This is a genomic window from Sagittula sp. MA-2 (genome assembly GCF_030126985.1).
Classification (GTDB): domain Bacteria; phylum Pseudomonadota; class Alphaproteobacteria; order Rhodobacterales; family Rhodobacteraceae; genus Sagittula.
Genome location: NZ_CP126145.1, coordinates 2,761,443 through 2,779,794, shown reverse-complemented (window position 1 = coordinate 2,779,794; position 18,352 = coordinate 2,761,443). Strand labels below are relative to the sequence as shown.

The following is an 18,352-nucleotide window of genomic DNA, read 5'->3' as shown; positions in this document are numbered from 1 at the left end:
CAATGACCTACACGATCCTGATCACCGGCGCATCCAGCGGCTTTGGCGCCATGACGGCGCGCGCTCTGGCCGATGCCGGTCACACCGTCTACGCGACCATGCGCGAAACCGAGGGGCGCAATGCCCCGAAGGTCGCGGAAGCGCGGAACTATGCCACGAGCCGCGGTGTCGATCTCCGCACCGCCGAGATGGACGTGGCCGATGCGGCCTCGGTCGGAGCCTGCATCGCACAGGTCGAATCCGAAACGGGCGGCATCGACGTCCTGATCCACAATGCCGGCCATATGGGGTTCGGCCCCACCGAAGCCTTCTCGCCCGAGGATCTGGCGCGGTATTACGACTCCAACGTGCTGTCGACGCAGCGGGTGAACCGGGCCGCTCTGCCAGCGATGCGCGCGCGGGGGCGGGGTCTTGTGCTCTGGGTCGGGTCCTCGTCAACACGCGGGGGCACGCCGCCCTTCCTCGGTCCCTACTTCGCGGCCAAGGCGGGAATGGACGCGCTCGCCGTCAGCTATGCGGCGGAACTGGCACCTTGGGGGATCGAGACCACGATCATGGTGCCGGGCGCCTTCACGAGCGGCACCAACCACTTTGCCCATGCCGGCAGGCCTTCCGATCCCGAGATTGCCACGGCCTATATGGACGGCCCGTTGAAAGGCGTCGACAAGATTGCCCTCGACAGGCTGGCCGCACTTGAACCCGATGACGCCGATCCGGCCGATGTCGCGCGGGCCATCGTTCGCGTCGTGGATATGCCCTTTAGCAAGCGGCCATTCCGCGTCCATGTCGACCCCTCTCGCGACGGCTCCGAAGAGGTCAACGCGGTGGCCGATCGTGTCCGGAGGGAGATATTCTGGCGTATGGGGTTGGAGAGCCTCTTGCGCCCCGCGGCAAAGACCGAGCCCGCAACGTGATGTGACGGCCTGGGGGCATGGCACTACCCTGAATGACCAGTGGCAGCGTCAGACGGCTTAGTTGCGCAAAGATGATGACGGCTGCACTTCCCCTTTTCCCCGGACGTACTTATCCCATGGGCTCGGTGACAGGTATTCCGAGCGCGGTGTAGCCGTTCAACACGGCGGCGCGGACTTGGAGTTCTGCGACTTGGCGATCGAAGTCGCGTGCCATGAGGCTCTGCCCCAGCAACTTCACGCAATGCATCTTCGTCTCGGCGCGGCTCCAGCGGTGGTATCCGCTCCACTTTCGCCAGATGCGCGGCCGAGGTATTTTGATGCGCGCAGCGCCTCGCTCCGCGCAACGGCGCCCGCAGTCGAGGGCTTCCACAGCTTGGCGTTCTTGCGGGGTGGTATAATAGCATCGGCACCGCGGTCGGCGACGGCGTCATGGCACTTGCGGGTGTCATAGGCCCCGTCGGCGGTGACCGATCAGATCTCGACGTCCGCCGGGATCTGATCCAGCAAATCGGGTAGCATTGGCGCATCGCCGACATTGCTACAGGTGACTTCGATGGCTCGGATCTCCAGCGTGTGCTCGTCGACGCCGATGTGCATCTTGCGCCACAGGCGGCGTTTGGCACCACCATGTTTGCGCGCGTGCCACTCGCCTTCCGTCTTGATGCTAGTGCTGTCGATCAGCAAGTTCAGCTGCCCCTTCGAGCCGCGGTAGGGAACGCTCACAGCCAAGCTCTTCTGCGGCCGGCTCAGAGTGCTGAAATCCGGCACAGCCCAGTCGGGGCCGACCAAGTGCAGCAGGCTTTCCACGAACCCAGTCGTCTGCCTAAGCGGCATGCCGAAGAGAACCTTCATCGTGGGGCAGGTCTGGATCGCGGCATCACTATATTGGGGCCGTCGGCCTCGCTTGCCGGTCGCCAGCGGCACCCACACCATGTCCGGATCGAACCAGATGGTGAGCGAGCCACGCTGCTTCAGCGCTTCATTGTAGCACGGCCAATTCTTGGTCTTGTAGCTCGGCGGTTTGGGTCTGCTCATGACGCCCCAGCCACCATGCTGGATTCACGAGATGAATCCTACATCCGCCTTTGCGCAACAAAGCCGGTTGCGACTGCTGACACTTCAAGCACTCATGCGAGCTCAGTCTCTGATGATCGCTAGCTGCAAGCCATGCCAATTCGCATATTTGTCGCCTGTTTCCCGAATGTGCGTGTAGCGTTTCAGGCTGACCCAAGACCTGTGTCCGCTGACAGCTGCGACATGGGGAATGTTCCAGCCCATCTCGAATAGCCGAGAAATGCCTTCGTGGCGCAGATCGTGGAAGTGCAGATCTTCGATCCCGATCAGCTTGCAAGCGCGGGTGAAGTTGGCCGTGATTGCGTCCGGTGAGTAGGGGAAGATTTCAGCTTTATGCTCGGGCATGTTGTCGATGATCCGAATGGCCTCGTCGGGTAGATCGACCCAGGTATCGTTTCCGCGCTTTTCGCCGGGATGCTTCATGTCACGGACCAGAATGCGCTTGTGCTCCTTCTGAAAGTCATCCCAGCTGAGGCGGGTAATCTCAGCCTGTCGGCGCGTCGAGAAGAGAGCGAAAACGATCACCTTGTGCATGGGCATGGCTTGAGGCGTTCTCTGGCGGCGATCAATGAAGTGGGCCAGCAGCCGGTCGAGTTCATCAAGGGTGGGTCTGCGGTTCCGCTGCGCAGAACGGGAGATGATCCCCATGCGGCGCGCGACGGTGATCGCGTCTCTCATCTCCCGGTCATCCAGTCGGAAGTCCCACATCGGTCGTGCTATGGCGAATATGGAGGCGAGATGGCTCGCGTAGTTCCCGACTGTTTGCGGTTGTCCGGGCAGTGACTGAAGAAACTCGATGACATCCTTCGACCTGATGGTGGAACAGGGCAGATCGGCGATCGGGTAGGTGGCGATGGTCCTGAGGACCTGGGCCTTTGTGCGACCGATGTCCTTCACCGTTTCTTCGGTGTAGCGCTCGATCGCTTTGGATAGCGGAGGGTCAGATACGTTCAGCTCCTCCAAGGCACCAGGCTTTGCTAGCTCTTTCTCGCGCTTCTTTATCCAAGTGGTCGCAGCTGGGCGTCTGTCAAAAGTCTTCGTCTCGTGATAGACGGTTCCCTCGCGCATCACTCGTACACGTGCCCTGTAACTGTGACTTCCATCCTTGCGCTTGCGTGTGGTGATCGAGCCCATGACGGTCTCCCCATTTGGTCCACGGAATTGTATTTGGTCCATGGGACCAAATCCAGTGTCAAAATCGACGAATTTGGTCCACAATGAGCGGAAACAAGACGAACTGTAGGTGTCAATAAGTGACGGAAAAGAATAAAAAACTAGATATTTCAACGGCCTCTCGTCTGTCCGTAGCGCCGATGATGGACTGGACCGACCGCCATTGCCGTGTGTTCCACCGGCTCATGTCGCGGCATGCGCTGCTATACACAGAAATGGTGACGGCGCCTGCGCTTGTGCGGGGGGGCGCGCTACACCTGCTCGACCACAGTCCCGAGGAGCATCCCGTGGCCCTCCAACTGGGCGGTTCCGACCCGGTGGAGTTGGCGGAGGCGGCGCGGCTTGGGGCGGATGCCGGGTATGACGAGATCAACCTCAACTGCGGCTGTCCCTCTGACCGGGTGCAATCGGGCACCTTCGGCGCGGTCCTGATGAAGGACCCGGATACGGTGATCCGCTGCGTCGAGGCGATGCAGGATGCCGTGGATGTCGAGGTGACGGTGAAGTGCCGGATCGGTGTGGACGATCAGGACCCGAACGAAGTGCTGCCGGAGTTCCTCGCCCGTCTCGGCGCGGCGGGCTGTTCGCGGATCTCGATCCACGCGCGCAAGGCCTGGCTTCAGGGACTGTCGCCTAAGGAGAACCGGGATATTCCGCCGCTCGACTACGACCTCGTAATGCAGATGCGCGGCCTCTTTCCGCACCTGCACCTTTCGGTGAACGGGGGCATCGGCTCGCTGGAACAGGCGCGCGGTTTCCTCGATGCCGGGCTGGACGGCGTGATGGTGGGGCGGGCGGCCTATCACCAGCCGTGGGACATCCTCGGGGAGGCGGACGCTCTGATCTGGGGCGAACCGCAGGGCCCGCGCGGGCGCGAGGACGTGGTTCGCGACATGTTGCCCTATATCGAGCGTCACCTGACAGAGGGCGGACGCCTGCACCAGGTGACGCGCCACATGCTCGGCCTATTTGCCGGCTGCCCCGGTGCGCGGCGCTGGCGGCAGGTGTTGTCGACCGAGACGACACGTGATGGCGCGGGTCCGGAAGTGGTCGAGCGCGCGCTGTCCGAGGTCGCCGCCCGGGCTGCGTAAGCCGCAGGACCTGACGCCAACCAGAATCAGGCGGCGCAAACTTCTGGTCCGATAATGGTTAATTCGTGCAACGAAACCCGGCCATGGGGCTGACTGTCCCTGTTTCGTGGACAGTCAGCCGCATTGCTGCCCACTTTCCCGCAAAGGCGCTGGAATACGCGAAAAATTTGATAAAGTGTTAATTCGTAAGCAAACTGATTTTCATGCTGCACAAATTGGGGGGTCTTTGACCATGTGGGTGCTTTCCTTGCTGCCTTTTCTGCTGCTCGCCAGTCTCGGCGGACTGTTCGACAGCGATGACGACGATGACAACGAATCCTTCCCGACCGAAGGCCCCACCGACAACGGCACGGACGGCGGCACCGACGGGCAGGAGAACCCGAACATCCCGATCCCCCCGACCGTGAATGCAGGCACGTCCGGCGACGACACGGAAACGCTGGGCGACACCGACGACCGCTACATCGCCTACGAGGGCGACGACGTGGTCAATGGCGGCTCGGGCGACGACCGGATCGACGGGCGCGAAGGCAACGACACGCTGGTCGGTGGCCCGGGCGACGATCTCCTGTACGGTGGCGACGGCAATGACGACCTGTCCGGGAACGGCGGCAACGACACGGCATTCGGCGAGGCGGGCAACGACAGCCTCAGCGGCAATCTCGGAGAGGACAAGCTGGTCGGCGGTGCGGGCAACGACTACATCGACGGCGGCCCGAACGACGACAAGCTGGTCGGCAACGACGGCAACGACACCCTGATCGGCGGCCTGGGCAACGACCTGCTGAAGGGCGTGGACGGCGCCGACCTGCTGGATGGCGGCGCGGGCAACGACACGATCTACGACGGCACCGGCAACGACACCGTGCTGGGCGGTGACGGCAACGACGCGATCCAGCTTGGCGACGGCGTCAACACAGCCGACGCGGGTGCGGGCGACGATGCCGTGGTCGCAAACGGCGGAACCGGCACCATCGACGCGGGCCTCGGCAATGACAGCGTGTCCGTCACCGGCGACGGCATCGCGACCGCTGCCGCGCAGACCGGCCTTTATGACATCGACCTAGGCGACGGAGACGACGTGTTTGGCGGGATCGACGACAATGCCACGGTCGACGGCGGGGCGGGCAACGATACCCTGGTCGGCAACGGCGTCCTGATTGGCGGCGACGGCGATGACGAGCTGGCCGGGGCTGGCATGATGACGGGCGGCGCCGGGGCGGACAGCTTCTTCGGCAGCGCGGTTCCGGGCACGATCACAGACTTCACCCCGGGCGAGGACATGATCCTGTTCCAGATCCCCGAGGACGACCTCGACGACACCACTCTCTCTATCGTCAACAACACCGACGGCTCGTCGCTGATCGAGGCGCGGGTGAATGGCATGGTCGTGGCAAGCGTAAGGTCCGCGACCTCGGTCGGTGCGGCGGACGTCGCGATCCAGGGTTACGACGGGGACGTTCCGGTCTCCATCGCCGACCCGGCACCTGTTCCGGCCTCGCCCGTCGCGGCCTGACCGGCCCTATCCACGTTCCTTGAGACGCGCCGCGCGACCGCCGCGGCGCGTCGCGATTCTGGACTTGCGCGAGGGCAGGGCGGCCATGATCTCGCGCCGCTCGTCCGAGGTCATGCGCGACCAGTTGGCGATCTCGTCCACCGTGCGCAGGCAGCCCACGCACAGCCGGGCCGCCGGATGCACGGCGCACAGCTTCACGCAGGGGCTTTCGATCTCGTCGCGTCGCCAGACGTCGTCCTTCATGTGGATTGCCTTACTGCTCTCTTTGTCATGCGCCAAGGAACCTGAGCCGGTCCAGCGCTCCCTGCAGGATATATGAGGCCGCGACGTGATCTATGACCTCGGCGCGACGTTTCCGTGTCGTATCCGCCTCAAGCAATGCCTTTTCCGCCGCGACGGTGGACAGCCGCTCGTCCCAGTAGCCGATCGGGCCGTCCCAGAGTGCGGCAAAGTTGCGGGCAAAGGCGCGGGTGGACTGGCACCGCGGGCCCTCCGACCCGTCCATGTTGCGCGGCAGGCCAAGGATCAGCCCGCCGACGCGGCGCCCGGCGATCAGGGTCTGCAGGCGCTCCGCATCGACACCGAACTTCTTGCGCTTCACGGTCTCCAGCGGCGTGGCGACGGATCTCATTCCATCCGACACCGCCACCCCGATGGTCTTTGTCCCCAGGTCCAGTCCCATGAGCGCCTGCATCGGGGGCAGGGCGGCCGCGAAGTCCTCGATGTTGTCGTGGATCACTCCGACACCCCGGCGCGCTGTGCGGCCTCCCTGATGGTCTGAAGGGCATCCTCGTTCCCGGCAAACACGGTCTTGGCCTCCGTCCAGATCGCGCCCGCGCGATCCGTCTCGCCGATCACCGCCAGCGAAGAGATCAGCCGCGCCCATTCCTCCGGTGCGCCGCCTTGGGTGGCGAGCCGCTCGGAAAGCTGGTTCACCATGCCGCGGATCATCTCCTGCCGGTCTTCTTCGGTCATGTCGGCGGCCGCGTCCACGTCCGCCTGCGACGGTCCACGCGCGGTTTCCAGCGGCGGCAACTCAAAGCGGTTCTCGCCGGCGCGCATCGCCATCTCCTCGATCTGGGCGCGCAGCGGCTCCACCCACGGGTCGTCCGGCTGGCTGTCGGACAAGAGATCGCGCCACATCCGGAATCCGCGGTCAGGCCGCCCGATCTGCGCCATCATCAGCCCGCCGTAGAAGCGCGCGACACCGTTCTCCGGATCGCGGCCAAGGGCCTGCTCCAGCGCCTTCTGCGCCTCGGGGGACACGTAGCCGTTCGCGGCCAGCACCATCATGTCGGCGAGGTTGGCGTAATCCTCTGCCGTCGCCTGGTCACCCTTCAGTTCGATGATCTTCTGCTGCGCCTCGTAGGACGCGCGGTAGTTCCCCAGCGCCGCCTCAGAGCGGGCCAGCAGGATCTGACCCTGCAACTCGTCGGGCCGCGCCTCGACAGCGGCACGCAGCTTTTCGACGAGGTCGAGGTATTCGCCCGGCGCATCCTGAGGCATCGACGCGGGCAGGCGCGCCTCGGCCTCGGCCTGGCTGGCACGGTTCTTCAGGGCGTCGGCGGCGGCGGAGAGGCGAAGGTGCCGTGGCTGATCGCGATACCCCGGCACGCCGAGGGCCAAGTAAAGGCCGAAACCGCCCACCAGCAGCACCAGTGTCAGCATACCGGCGGTGACCCGGCTGATCCCCGCGGGCTGAACGACCGACGCGCTGCCGCCCTGCGCCTTGGCATCGGCGGCCAGCAAACGGCGCGAGATTTCCAGCCGCAGGCGTTCCGCTTCTTCGGCGTCGATCTTGCCGCGGGCCGCGTCGCTGTCGATTTCCGCCAGCTGGTCGCGATAGACCTGCATGTCGAAGGCCTCGGCCGGACCCGTTTCCCGCGTGCCCCGCAGGACCGACCAGCCCAGCCCCGCCGCGACCACCAGCGCAACCGCGCCTGTCAGGATCCAGAATACCATCGTGCCTCCTCTTCGTTCGCTATGATCTAAGCGCGCGGGCCGCTCGACAAAAGGGCAAAAGGACCCGGTGAGAACCCATGTCGCAACTGTGCACCGGAATGACGGTTGCATGTCGCGAACGGGCGCTATTTGGGTGCATCAAACGGCGAAACGACGGGGATTCGAGCCATGAAACGCTATTCCGCCTTTGCCATCGTCCGTGAGGCCCTGATGACCGGTCATAAAGGCTGGGAACAGGCGTGGCGCGATGCACAGCCCAAGAAACGCTACGATGTCGTGATCGTCGGCGCGGGGGGGCATGGCCTCGCCACGGCCTACTACCTTGGCAAGAATTTCGGCATCACCAACGTGGCGGTGATCGAGAAGGGCTGGCTCGGCGGCGGCAACACCGGCCGGAACACGACCATCATCCGGTCGAACTACCTGCAGGACCCGTCCGCGGCGATCTACGAAAAGGCGCGGTCGCTCTACGAGACGCTGAGCCAGGATCTGAACTACAACATCATGTTCAGCCCCCGCGGCGTGATGATGCTGGCGCAGACCGAACACGAGGTCCGCGGCTACCAGCGCACGGCGCACGCCAACGCGCTGCAAGGGGTGCAGACGGAGTTCATCTCGCCGAAGCGGGTGAAGGAGATCGTGCCGATCATCCGTCTCGACGGGCCGCGCTACCCGGTGCTGGGCGCGCTCTGGCAGGAGCGGGCAGGGACCGCGCGCCACGATGCCGTGGCTTGGGGTTATGCGCGTGCCTGTTCGGCAATGGGCATGGACATCATCCAGCGCTGCGAGGTCACCGGCGTCACCCGTGACGGCGGCAAGGTCACCGGCGTCGACACCACCAAGGGCCACATCGCCTGTGACAAGCTGGGCATCGTCGTCGCCGGCCACTCCGGCGAGCTGGCGCGCATGGCGGGCTTCCGCCTGCCGGTGGAATCCGCACCGCTTCAGGCGCTCGTCTCCGAACCTATCAAGCCGATCATGGACTGTGTCGTCATGGCGAACACCGTGCACGGCTACATGTCTCAGTCCGACAAGGGCGAGATGGTCATCGGCGGCGGCACCGACAGCTACAACGCCTTCACCCAGCGCGGGTCGTTCCACCACATCGAACATACCGTCGCCGCACTGATCGAGACCTTCCCCATGGTGTCGCGCCTCAAGATGCTGCGCCAGTGGGGCGGCATCGTGGACATGACCGGCGACCGCTCTCCGATCCTGTCGAAGACCCCGGTCGAGGGCTGCTTCATCAACTGTGGCTGGGGCACCGGCGGCTTCAAGGCAATCCCGGGCTCGGGCTGGGGCTTTGCCGAACTGATGGCCACCGGGAAGTCCGCGCTCTGCGAGGATTTCTCGATGAACCGCTTCCGCGAAGGCCGCTTCATCGACGAATCCGTGGCCGCCGGGGTGGCCCACTGATGATCGCGAAAATCTTCTGGAACCTTTTCGAAGGAAGCGACGTTCCAATCCCGACGCTGAAAGCGAAAGGACAAAGAACATGTCGGACTCTGCACACAACAACCACACAACGACCACCACAACGACGCGCGAATCCCGCGGCAATTCCGGGATCGCCTTCATCGTCGGCATCCTCGTGGTCGTCGTGGCGTTCCTGGCCTGGATCATCTTCGGCAGCGCTGACACCACAACCGCGACCGATGATGGCGGCTCCAACGTCAACATCACCGTCGAAAGCGACGAAGGTGCATCTGCGCCGGCAGCCAACACCGACGCTGCACCGGCTGGCGACGCCGCTGCACCCGCTCCGGCGGAAAGCGACGCTGCACCGGCTGCCGAAGGCAACTGACGCCACTCCCTCAGGTTCATGGCACGGACCGGAGAAGGTCGGACTGCGCGAGCAGCCCGGCCTTTTTTCGTGCCCGGCCCACAGTCTGCGCGGCGCCCCTGCGGCGCACGCGTCCCACACGCATTCCGCTTGGATGGAGGCCCCGACATGCTGATCTTCACCTGTCCCTATTGCGGCGTGGCCGCCGAGGAAACAGAACTGTCCGCGGGCGGCGAGGCGCATCTGAAGCGGTTCGGTCCCGGCTCCTCCGACGACGACTTCGAGGGTTACCTCTTCATGCGCGAGAACCCCAAGGGCGTGCATTTCGAGCGCTGGCGCCATTCCAACGGCTGCGGCAAGTGGTTCCACGCCGCGCGTTGCACCGTGACCATGGAGGTCTTCGGAACCTACCCCGCGCAGACCACCCGTCCGCCTGTGGATATCCTCGGCCGAATTGTGGATAAACACCCGAACTTCAAATGGCGCGACATAGAGGCGGCGGAATGACCCGTTTCCCGCACTCCGTCTTGCACAAATCGAACAATTCACTCTGCGCGGAGGCCTGACATGAGCACCCGTCTTTCCCACGGCGGTCGCCTGATCGACCGGTCGACCAAGCTGGGCTTCACCTTCAACGGCAAGCGGCTCGAAGGCTATGCCGGCGACACGCTCGCCGCGGCGCTTCTGGGCGCCGACCAGATGCTGGTCGGCCGAAGCTTCAAGTACCACCGCCCCCGCGGCATCGTCGCCTCCGGCGCCGAGGAGCCGAACGCGCTGGTGAACCTTGGCGAGGGTGTGAAGCACGAACCGAACCAGCGCTGCACCACGACAGAGCTGTTCGACGGGCTGACCGCGACCTCGCAGAACCACTGGCCGTCGCTGGAACATGACATCGGCGCGATGAACGGGCTGTTTGGCAAGTTCCTGACCGCAGGGTTCTATTACAAGACCTTCATTCACCCGCGTCCGTTCTGGAAGCACGTTTACGAACCGTTCATCCGCCAGTCCGCCGGTCTCGGCAAGGCACCCGATCCGGAGACGCGCGACCCCGACCATTACGAACATTTCTACGCCTTCGTGGATGTGCTCGTGATCGGCGGCGGCATCGCGGGTCTGCAGGCGGCTCTGGTCGCCGGTGCCTCGGGCAAGCGCGTCCTGCTGATGGAACAGACCGCCCACTGGGGTGGCCGTGCGCCGGTCGACGGCGGCACGATCGACGGCATGTCCGCCGAGGACTGGGTGGCCCAGGCGGTCGAGACGCTCGAAGCGATGCCTAATGTCGAACTTCGCACCCGCAGCATGGGCGCGGGCGTCTATGACCACGGCTACGTGCTGGGCTACGAGCGCGTGAACGATCACGCGCCTTTCCTCGCCGGTCCCCGCCACCGCCTGTGGCGCATCCGGGCAAAGCAGATCGTGACCGCCACCGGCGCGCTGGAACGCCCGCTCAGCTTCGGTGGCAACGACGTGCCGGGGGTCATGCTGGCCTCTGCCGTGCGCGATTACTTGGTGAACTACGGCGTGTCCCCGGGCGACCGCACGGTGGTCGTGACCAACAACGATGACGCCTACCGGACCGCCATCGCGCTGAAGAAAGCCGGACTTGCGGTGCCGCTGATCGTCGATGCCCGCCCGCACGGCAACGAAGGGCCGCTGGTCAAGGAAGCGCAGGCCATGGGCATCCGGGTCGAACGTGACCGAGCCATCACCAAGGTCTTCGGCGGCAAGCGGGTGCAGGGCGTGGCCATCGGTCTCCAGCGTGGCGAGGGCGCGGTCCTCGAAGAGATCGCCTGCGACGCGGTCGCCATGTCCGGCGGCTGGTCCCCCGTGGTACATCTCTGGTCGCATTGCGGCGGCAAGCTGACTTGGGACGATGCGCAGGCCTACTTCAAGCCCGATCCGTCGCGTGCGCCCACGGGCGCGGACGGCAAGGCATTCGTCACCACCGCGGGCAGCGCAAGCGGCGTGATGCACATCAACACTACGCTGCAAGACGCTGACAAGGCTGCAAAGTCCGTGTTGTCCGCGCTTGGTGTCTCCGGCGCCGATCTGCCGGGAACGCCCGCCGGAGAGGCCGCCGTCGAGGCGCCGCTCATGCAGGTCTGGCTGATGCCGGAACGTGCGCACGACGGGCTGCGGATGAAAGCCTGGCTCGACTACCAGAACGACGTGAAGGTGTCGGATGTCCAGCTTGCGGCGCGTGAGGGTTACCGCTCCGTCGAACATACCAAGCGCTACACCACGCTCGGCATGGCGACGGATCAGGGGAAACTGAGCAACATCAACGGTCTGGCGATCCTTTCTGATGCGTTGGGAGAGCCGATCCCGCAGGTGGGCACGACCACCTTCCGTCCGCCTTACACGCCCATCTCAATGGGGGCGATTGCAGGCGATGCGCGTGGAGACCTGTTTCATCCGCTGCGCAAGACGCCGATCCACGGCTGGCACGAAGCCAATGGTGCGACGTTCGAGCCGGTCGGCGACTGGCGCCGTCCCTATGCTTTCCCCAAGTCCGGGGAAAGCGTCGAGGATGCTGTCAACCGAGAGATCAACGCCACGCGCCAAAGCGTTGGAATGCTTGACGCTTCCACGCTCGGCAAGATCATCGTCAAAGGGCCGGACGCGGGCCGCTTCCTCGACATGCTCTACACCAACATGATGAGCACGCTGAAGCCGGGCAAATGCCGCTACGGCCTGATGTGCACGGAGAACGGCTTCCTCACCGACGACGGCGTGGTGGCGCGGATCGACGAGGACACCTTCCTCTGCCATACCACGACCGGCGGCGCGGACCGTATCCATGCCCACATGGAGGAATGGCTGCAGACCGAGTGGTGGGATTGGAAGGTCTACACCGCCAACGTCACCGAAGCCTATGCGCAGATCGCCGTTGTCGGCCCCAACGCCCGGAAACTGCTGGAGAAGCTCGGCGGCATGGACGTCTCGAAAGAGGCGATGGCCTTCATGGACTGGAAGGACGGCACGCTGGGCGGGTTCCCGGTGCGCATCTACCGGATCTCCTTCTCGGGGGAACTGAGCTACGAGATTGCGGTGCCCGCAAGCCAGGGCCGCGCGCTCTGGGACAAGCTGATGGAGGCCGGCAAGGAGTTCGACGCGACGCCCTACGGCACCGAGGCGCTGCACGTCATGCGGGCCGAGAAGGGCTTCATCATGATCGGCGACGAGACCGACGGCACGGTGATCCCGCAGGATCTTGGCCTGCACTGGGCGATCTCGAAGAAGAAAGAGGACTACATCGGCAAGCGGGCGCAGGTGCGCAACTTCATGGACAATCCCGATCGCTGGCAGCTGGTGGGGCTGGAGACGGTGGACGGCTCCGTCCTGCCGGATGGCGCCTATGCGGTGGCCCCGGGTCGGAACGCCAACGGCCAGCGCAACACCCAGGGCCGCGTGACCTCGACCTACTGGTCGCCCACGCTGAAGAAGGGCATCGCCATGGGGCTGGTGCACAACGGTCCGCAGCGGATGGGCGAGACCATCAGCTTCATGAAGGACGATGGCGAAACCGAAGTGGCCGCCTGCATCGTCAGCCCGGTCTTCTACGATCCGGAAGGAGAGAAGCAGAATGTCTGAACTCGCAGTGTACGAGGGCCTTGTCGAGGTCCGCGCCATCGGTCTGCAGGGCATGGTCACGATCCGCGGCGACTTTGCCTCCGACGCCTTCCGCGAGGCAGTGTCGGGTGTGGCCAGGGTCGCCTTCCCGGAACAGCGCGGCGCCTCGGTAGATGGCGCACGCGGCCTGTTGTGGATGTCGCCGGACGAGCTGATGATGCTCGTGCCGCATGCGGAGGCCGCGGAAAGCGCCGCGAAACTGGCAGAGGCGCTGTCGGACCAGCACGCGCTGGTGCTGGACGTGTCCGACGCCCGCGCGATGTTCCGCCTTCAGGGCCGTGCCGTGCGCGAGGTGATCGCCAAGCTTGCGCCGCTCGACATGGCGCCGGACGGTCTGCAGCCGGGTGAGTTGCGGCGCACCCGCTTCGGACAGGTCGCCGCCGGTGTCTGGCTGGAGGGCGAAGAGACGGCGACGCTGTTCTGCTTCCGCTCCGTGGCCGACTACATGTTCGAGCTGCTGAGCACCGCTGCCCATCCCGACAGCCGCGTCGACTATTTCCGCAGCGCGGCGCGCTGACGGTTGTGTTCGCACCGCCGCTCGCCAATAGTGGCCGAGCGGCGGAAAGCGAGGAACGGCGCATGTTGAGATGGCTCACCGCGGCGTTCGTCGCCATATGTGCGAGCGTCGCCACGGCGGCCGAAGCCGATCTTGTGGCCTACAAGTGCGCGGTCCGCGGGTCGGAGTCGCTGGACATCATCCAGCCGCTGGTCTTCATCATCCGCGACACCGCCAGCGACCGTGTGGTGGTGTCTGACGCCATGATCCTTGCCTTCAACGACGGGCAACCGGTGGAGGGCAGGCTTGTCGTGGACAACGCGTCCCGCACCACGTTCGCTTGGACGGTTGAAGTCATCCTGCAGGTCAGCCCGGTCAAGTTGAGGTATCGTGGCACCTACGTGAAGTCCTCCGGGCACTTCTCCATCCTCGCCGAACCCGCGGGCTATGCGAACAACTTCACCCGGGGCGGGACCTGCCAGGTGGACACCCTCTCCCGTTGAGCGGGATGCGGATTTTCGCGACATTCACTTGACCTCCGCCGTCCACAGGAACAGGTAAGTATCCGAGACTTGCCAATACGGAGAGGGTAACCCAATGGCTTTCGAACTTCCCGATCTTCCCTATGCACACGACGCGCTGGCCTCCAGCGGCATGAGCAAGGAAACAATGGAGTACCACCACGACATCCACCACAAGGCCTACGTCGACAACGGCAACAAGCTGATCGCCGGCACCGAGTGGGAAGGCAAGAGCGTCGAGGAGATCATCAAGGGCACCTACAATTCCGGTGCCGTCGCCCAGTCGGGCATCTTCAACAACGCCTCGCAGCACTGGAACCACTGCCAGTTCTGGGAAATGATGGGTCCGAACAAGGGCGCGATGCCGTCCGAGCTTGAAGCCGCGATCAAGGACAGCTTCGGCACCGTCGACAAGTTCAAGGAAGAGTTCGCCGCAGCGGGCGGCGGCCAGTTCGGCTCCGGCTGGGCATGGCTGGTGAAGGACACCGACGGCGGCCTGAAGGTCACCAAGACCGAGAACGGCGTGAACCCGCTGTGCTTCGGCCAGACAGCCCTGCTGGGCTGCGACGTGTGGGAGCACTCCTACTACATCGACTTCCGCAACAAGCGTCCGGCCTACCTGCAGAACTTCCTCGACAACCTGGTGAACTGGGAAAACGTGGCCTCGCGCATGTAATCCCGACCCGGATCGAGATCCAGACAGGGGCGCGGTTCATCCGCGCCCCTTCGTCGTTCCGCAGGCGGGCCATATCCGCAACTTCGCGATTACACCGGGGCCTCGGCCCTTGCTCCTTCGGGAGGGGCTGACTACCACGGGTCCGTCCTTCCGGAGCGTTTTTATGTCCCCACAGATCCAGGGTATCCTTTGCATGATCGGCGCGTGCTCGATCTGGGGGTTGTCTCCGATATACTACAAGCTGCTGGTGGAGGTGCCGCCGCTGGAGCTGCTGGCGCACAGGACGATCTGGTCTTTCGTGACCTTCGCCGGGATCCTCGCGGCGCAGAGGCGGCTTGGCCGTTTGCGTCTGGCGCTTGGCAACTCGCGGTCCGTGGCGATTGTGGCCTTGGCCGCGATGACGATATCGGTGAACTGGTTCCTGTTCATCTTCTCGGTGCAGTCGGACCATGTCGTGGAGGCCTCGCTGGGCTACTACATGTTCCCGCTTGTGGCGGTTTTGCTCGCAACCGTGGTGCTCAAGGAACGCCTGGCGCCCCTGCAATGGCTGGCCGTCGGCCTTGCGGCCCTGGCCGTCACGCAGCTGACGCTGGGCCTGGGGGTCGCGCCCTGGATATCGCTGGTCATCGCGCTGACCTTCGGCCTCTACGGTCTGGTGAAGAAGCGGCTGACCGTCGGCGCGATGACCTCCGTCACCGCCGAGGTTCTGGTGCTGACGCCGCTGGGGCTGGGGTGGCTCGTCCATGTGCATTGGAACGGCGGAGGCGTGTTCGGCGCCGACATCGGTCTGTCCGCGCTGCTGCTCTTCTCCGGTGTCCTGACCGCGCTGCCGCTGATCCTGTTCTCTGCAGCCGCGCAGCGGGTGAACATGGCGACGCTGGGCCTCCTGCAATACCTGAACCCGACGCTGCAGTTCTTCTGCGCGGTAGTGCTGTTCGGCGAGCCGCTGAACACCTTCCAGCTTGTGGCCTTCGCGCTGATCTGGATTGCGCTGGCGCTCTATTCCTTCCAGTCGCTGTCTCAGGAGAGGGCGCGGCGCAGGAGTGCCATGGTGTCGAGGGCCGAGCCGCCGCTCTGAACGAAGTCGAGCAGCGACCTGTCGGCAAAGCCGCTGTCCACCACGTGGTCCAGCAGCGCGACCAGCGGTGCCCAGTAATCCTCGACGTTCAGCAGCACGATGGGTTTCCGGTGCAGGCCAAGCTGGCGCCAGGTCAGCACCTCGAAGAACTCGTCCAGCGAACCCGGCCCGCCCGGCATCACCACCACCGCATCGGCGTTCATCAGCATGACCTTCTTGCGTTCGTGCATGGTCTCCGTGACGATGAAGGTGGTCAGGTCGGACTTGCCCACTTCGCGCGCCTGCAGATGCTGGGGAATGACACCGAAGGTCTCGCCCCCGGCGGCCTGCGCGGCGCGGGCAACGGTCCCCATCAACCCCACATCGCCCGCACCGTAGACCAGCCGCCAGCCTTCGTCGGCGATGGCGGTGCCCAGCGAGGTGGCCTCGGTCGTGTATGCCTCGCGGTCGCCCGGACGCGACCCGCAGTACACGCAGATGGATTTTCTGAGCATGCGCGGTCCCTTATGCTGGATTTGTGCAGGAAAATCGGCTTTTGACCCAACCTAGACCGTGGGATATACACGCTCAACCACCCTGTGGACGGCTTTGGGGAGCCATCTGCCGCAGGGCAGCCGTTTGAAAGACTGCCATGACCAATACCTTGAAGAACAGCGCACTGGGAGGGGCGGCCGTTGCGGGGGCAGTGGCCGTGGCTCTGGCGCTCGGGCTGATCGACCTGCCGGGCGGGGACGATACCACGGCTGACGACCCGGCGCGCGCCTCACAAGGGCCGGATGCGCCGCAGACGGCATCGACGCAGGCAGGCGACGCGGGAACGGAGAACGCGCTTGCGTCGGCCGGCGATGGGGACACCGGGGCGGTCGTGGAAGGGACAGAGGCATCGGTGCCGGTCGAGGCGGCGCAGACAGATACCGAACCGGCCCAGACGGCCGACGCGCCGGAATTGGCAGAAAGCGGCTCAGCAGCACCTGATGCGGCAGAAAACGGGGCAGCGGTAAATGCTGTCGTCGCTGCCCCGTCCGATCCGGCAGCGACATCCGATGCGATGCCCGAGGCAGGCGAGACAGCAGCCGCCAATCCCTCCGCGCCTAGCTTCGATACAGTGCGCGCAGAGCCCGGCGGCAGCACGCTGGTGGCGGGCGCCGGACAGCCGGGCGCTGAGATCGACGTGCTGGTAGACGGCGATCCCGCAGCCACCGCGCTGATCGGGCAGGATGGGAAATTCGTGGCCTTCGTCGAGCTTCCGTCCCAAGGCAAGGCCTCGGTGCTACGGCTGCGCAGCCGCGCCGACACCGGGGAGGTCATGTCGGAAGACGAGGTCATCGTCGCCCCCTCCGCCCTGACCAGCGATGTGACGCAGCCGCCGCGCTTCGAACAGCGGGCGGCCGCCGCGCCCGGACCGCTGACCCAGCCGCAGGCCCCCGACGGCGCCGCAGTGCCCGGGTCGCAGACCGATGGAACGGCGCTTGGTGCGGCCGATGTCCGCACGGCCCCCGCCGCCGCACCCAGCCCCGACGCCGTGGCCTCCGCCGCGCCGATGCCGCAGCCCGGTGACGCGCCTCAGGCGCTTGGCGACGACGTGGGGCAGGATGAGGCGGTCTCTGCCGGCGGGCTTGCGTCCTTCTCCGCACCGCGTGCAGCGGCGCCCGGCGCGCTCGACCTAGCCACCGCGTCTGGCAGCGCCCCGCAGGCAGACGACGGACCCGAGGCCCCGCCCAGCGTGACCGCCGCCGAACCGGGCGTACCTGCCATGCCGGCGGACGGTGCGGCCCCGGTGGGCACGCCGTCCGCGCAGGACGACGCCATCGCAGCGCGCGACCCCGCGCCTAAGCCCGGCGAAACCGGCGCGCAGCAGGCGCCCAAGGTCTTTGTCACCGGACCGCGCGGGGTGGAGGTGCTGGCTTCCGGTCCGCTCCAGCCGGACGAGGTGGCGCTCGACACGATCAACTACGGCAGCGCGGGCGAAGTGCTGCTGACGGGCAGGGGGGCGGATGACGCCTTTGTCCGCGTCTACCTGGACAACCGGCCCGTCACCACGTCGCGCATCGTCGAAAGCGGGCGCTGGAAGGTCGAATTGCCGGAGGTCGACACCGGCACCTACACGCTGCGCGTCGACCAGATCGACGGCGACGGCACCGTGCTGGCCCGCGTCGAAAGCCCGTTCCTGCGCGAGGACCCGGACCTGCTGGCCAGCCTAAAGCGGGGCGAAGGACCGATCTCCGAGATCACCGTCCAGCCGGGCAACACGCTCTGGGGGATTTCCGAGGACCGCTACGGCCACGGCATCGAATACGTGAAGATCTTCCGGGCCAACCGGGACCGTATCCGCGATCCCGACCTGATCTACCCGGGCCAGATCTTCGACCTGCCGGATGGCACAGCCGCCGCCGGAGAGTGATCCGGGGCTGGTCCTTCCTTCCATCGCGGGCTAG

General features: G+C 65.3%; 17 protein-coding genes and 1 pseudogene. 12 read left to right on the top strand and 6 right to left on the bottom strand.

Features of this window, described 5'->3' with window-relative positions:
• The first annotated feature begins 2 nt into the window (after positions 1-2).
• Positions 3-914: an SDR family oxidoreductase gene (locus tag QNI11_RS13515; protein ID WP_283980522.1), complete on the top strand. Its 912-nt coding sequence runs from the start codon at positions 3-5 to the stop codon at positions 912-914.
• A gap of 109 nt (positions 915-1,023) precedes the next feature.
• Here QNI11_RS13515 and QNI11_RS13510 read toward each other — a convergent pair.
• Positions 1,024-1,949: pseudogene (locus QNI11_RS13510) on the bottom strand (IS5 family transposase).
• A gap of 102 nt (positions 1,950-2,051) precedes the next feature.
• Positions 2,052-3,122 carry a site-specific integrase gene (locus QNI11_RS13505; protein WP_283980521.1) on the bottom strand — a complete coding sequence of 357 codons (1,071 nt, stop codon included), beginning with the start codon at positions 3,120-3,122 and terminating at the stop codon, positions 2,052-2,054.
• Positions 3,123-3,241: 119 nt separating this feature from the next.
• On the opposite strand from QNI11_RS13505, the gene dusA reads away from it, so the two are divergent.
• The gene (gene dusA, locus QNI11_RS13500) at positions 3,242-4,252 is read left to right on the top strand and encodes a tRNA dihydrouridine(20/20a) synthase DusA (protein WP_283980520.1); all 1,011 of its coding nucleotides are present in this window, start codon (positions 3,242-3,244) and stop codon (positions 4,250-4,252) included.
• A 247-nt stretch (positions 4,253-4,499) separates the two neighbouring features.
• A complete protein-coding gene (locus QNI11_RS13495; RefSeq protein WP_283980519.1) occupies positions 4,500-5,768 on the top strand; it encodes a calcium-binding protein in 1,269 nt (422 codons plus the stop codon).
• A gap of 6 nt (positions 5,769-5,774) precedes the next feature.
• Here QNI11_RS13495 and QNI11_RS13490 read toward each other — a convergent pair whose 3' ends face one another.
• From QNI11_RS13490 to ccmI, 3 genes are read right to left on the bottom strand one after another with little or no spacing between them, the layout of a single operon-like run.
• The gene (locus QNI11_RS13490) at positions 5,775-6,011 is read right to left on the bottom strand and encodes a DUF1289 domain-containing protein (RefSeq protein ID WP_100930069.1); all 237 of its coding nucleotides are present in this window, start codon (positions 6,009-6,011) and stop codon (positions 5,775-5,777) included.
• A gap of 25 nt (positions 6,012-6,036) precedes the next feature.
• Complete coding sequence (gene ruvX / locus QNI11_RS13485) at positions 6,037-6,507, bottom strand: Holliday junction resolvase RuvX (protein WP_100930070.1); 471 nt, start codon at positions 6,505-6,507, stop codon at positions 6,037-6,039.
• On the bottom strand, positions 6,504-7,730 hold the full coding sequence (gene ccmI / locus QNI11_RS13480; protein WP_283980518.1) for a c-type cytochrome biogenesis protein CcmI: 1,227 nt from the start codon (positions 7,728-7,730) through the stop codon (positions 6,504-6,506). Before ccmI ends, ruvX begins: the two co-directional genes overlap by 4 nt.
• Positions 7,731-7,898: 168 nt before the next feature.
• On the opposite strand from ccmI, the gene QNI11_RS13475 reads away from it, so the two are divergent.
• The 8 genes from QNI11_RS13475 (at position 7,899) to rarD (ending at position 15,917) form a co-directional block, all read left to right on the top strand.
• Positions 7,899-9,146, top strand: coding sequence for a sarcosine oxidase subunit beta family protein (locus tag QNI11_RS13475; RefSeq protein WP_283980517.1), 1,248 nt, complete (start codon positions 7,899-7,901; stop codon positions 9,144-9,146).
• A 79-nt stretch (positions 9,147-9,225) separates the two neighbouring features.
• Positions 9,226-9,534: a hypothetical protein gene (locus tag QNI11_RS13470; RefSeq protein WP_283980516.1), complete on the top strand. Its 309-nt coding sequence runs from the start codon at positions 9,226-9,228 to the stop codon at positions 9,532-9,534.
• A 147-nt stretch (positions 9,535-9,681) separates the two neighbouring features.
• Positions 9,682-10,020 (top strand): sarcosine oxidase subunit delta, encoded by a 339-nt coding sequence (locus QNI11_RS13465; protein ID WP_283980515.1) that lies wholly within the window; start codon positions 9,682-9,684, stop codon positions 10,018-10,020.
• A 60-nt stretch (positions 10,021-10,080) separates the two neighbouring features.
• On the top strand, positions 10,081-13,107 hold the full coding sequence (locus QNI11_RS13460; protein ID WP_283980514.1) for a sarcosine oxidase subunit alpha family protein: 3,027 nt from the start codon (positions 10,081-10,083) through the stop codon (positions 13,105-13,107).
• A complete protein-coding gene (locus tag QNI11_RS13455) occupies positions 13,100-13,663 on the top strand; it encodes a sarcosine oxidase subunit gamma (RefSeq protein WP_283980513.1) in 564 nt (187 codons plus the stop codon). The genes QNI11_RS13460 and QNI11_RS13455 overlap by 8 nt, the downstream gene beginning before the upstream one ends.
• 62 nt (positions 13,664-13,725) lie before the next feature.
• A complete protein-coding gene (locus tag QNI11_RS13450) occupies positions 13,726-14,145 on the top strand; it encodes a hypothetical protein (protein WP_283980512.1) in 420 nt (139 codons plus the stop codon).
• A 94-nt stretch (positions 14,146-14,239) separates the two neighbouring features.
• Positions 14,240-14,839, top strand: a complete 600-nt coding sequence (locus QNI11_RS13445) for a superoxide dismutase (RefSeq protein WP_100930078.1) — start codon at positions 14,240-14,242, stop codon at positions 14,837-14,839.
• A 163-nt stretch (positions 14,840-15,002) separates the two neighbouring features.
• On the top strand, positions 15,003-15,917 hold the full coding sequence (gene rarD / locus QNI11_RS13440; RefSeq protein ID WP_283980511.1) for an EamA family transporter RarD: 915 nt from the start codon (positions 15,003-15,005) through the stop codon (positions 15,915-15,917).
• Here rarD and QNI11_RS13435 read toward each other — a convergent pair.
• Complete coding sequence (locus QNI11_RS13435; protein ID WP_283980510.1) at positions 15,860-16,411, bottom strand: TIGR00730 family Rossman fold protein; 552 nt, start codon at positions 16,409-16,411, stop codon at positions 15,860-15,862. The two genes, rarD and QNI11_RS13435, sit on opposite strands and share 58 nt — an antisense overlap.
• A gap of 137 nt (positions 16,412-16,548) precedes the next feature.
• On the opposite strand from QNI11_RS13435, the gene QNI11_RS13430 reads away from it, so the two are divergent.
• Positions 16,549-18,318 (top strand): LysM peptidoglycan-binding domain-containing protein, encoded by a 1,770-nt coding sequence (locus QNI11_RS13430; protein WP_283980509.1) that lies wholly within the window; start codon positions 16,549-16,551, stop codon positions 18,316-18,318.
• Positions 18,319-18,352 lie beyond the last annotated feature (34 nt).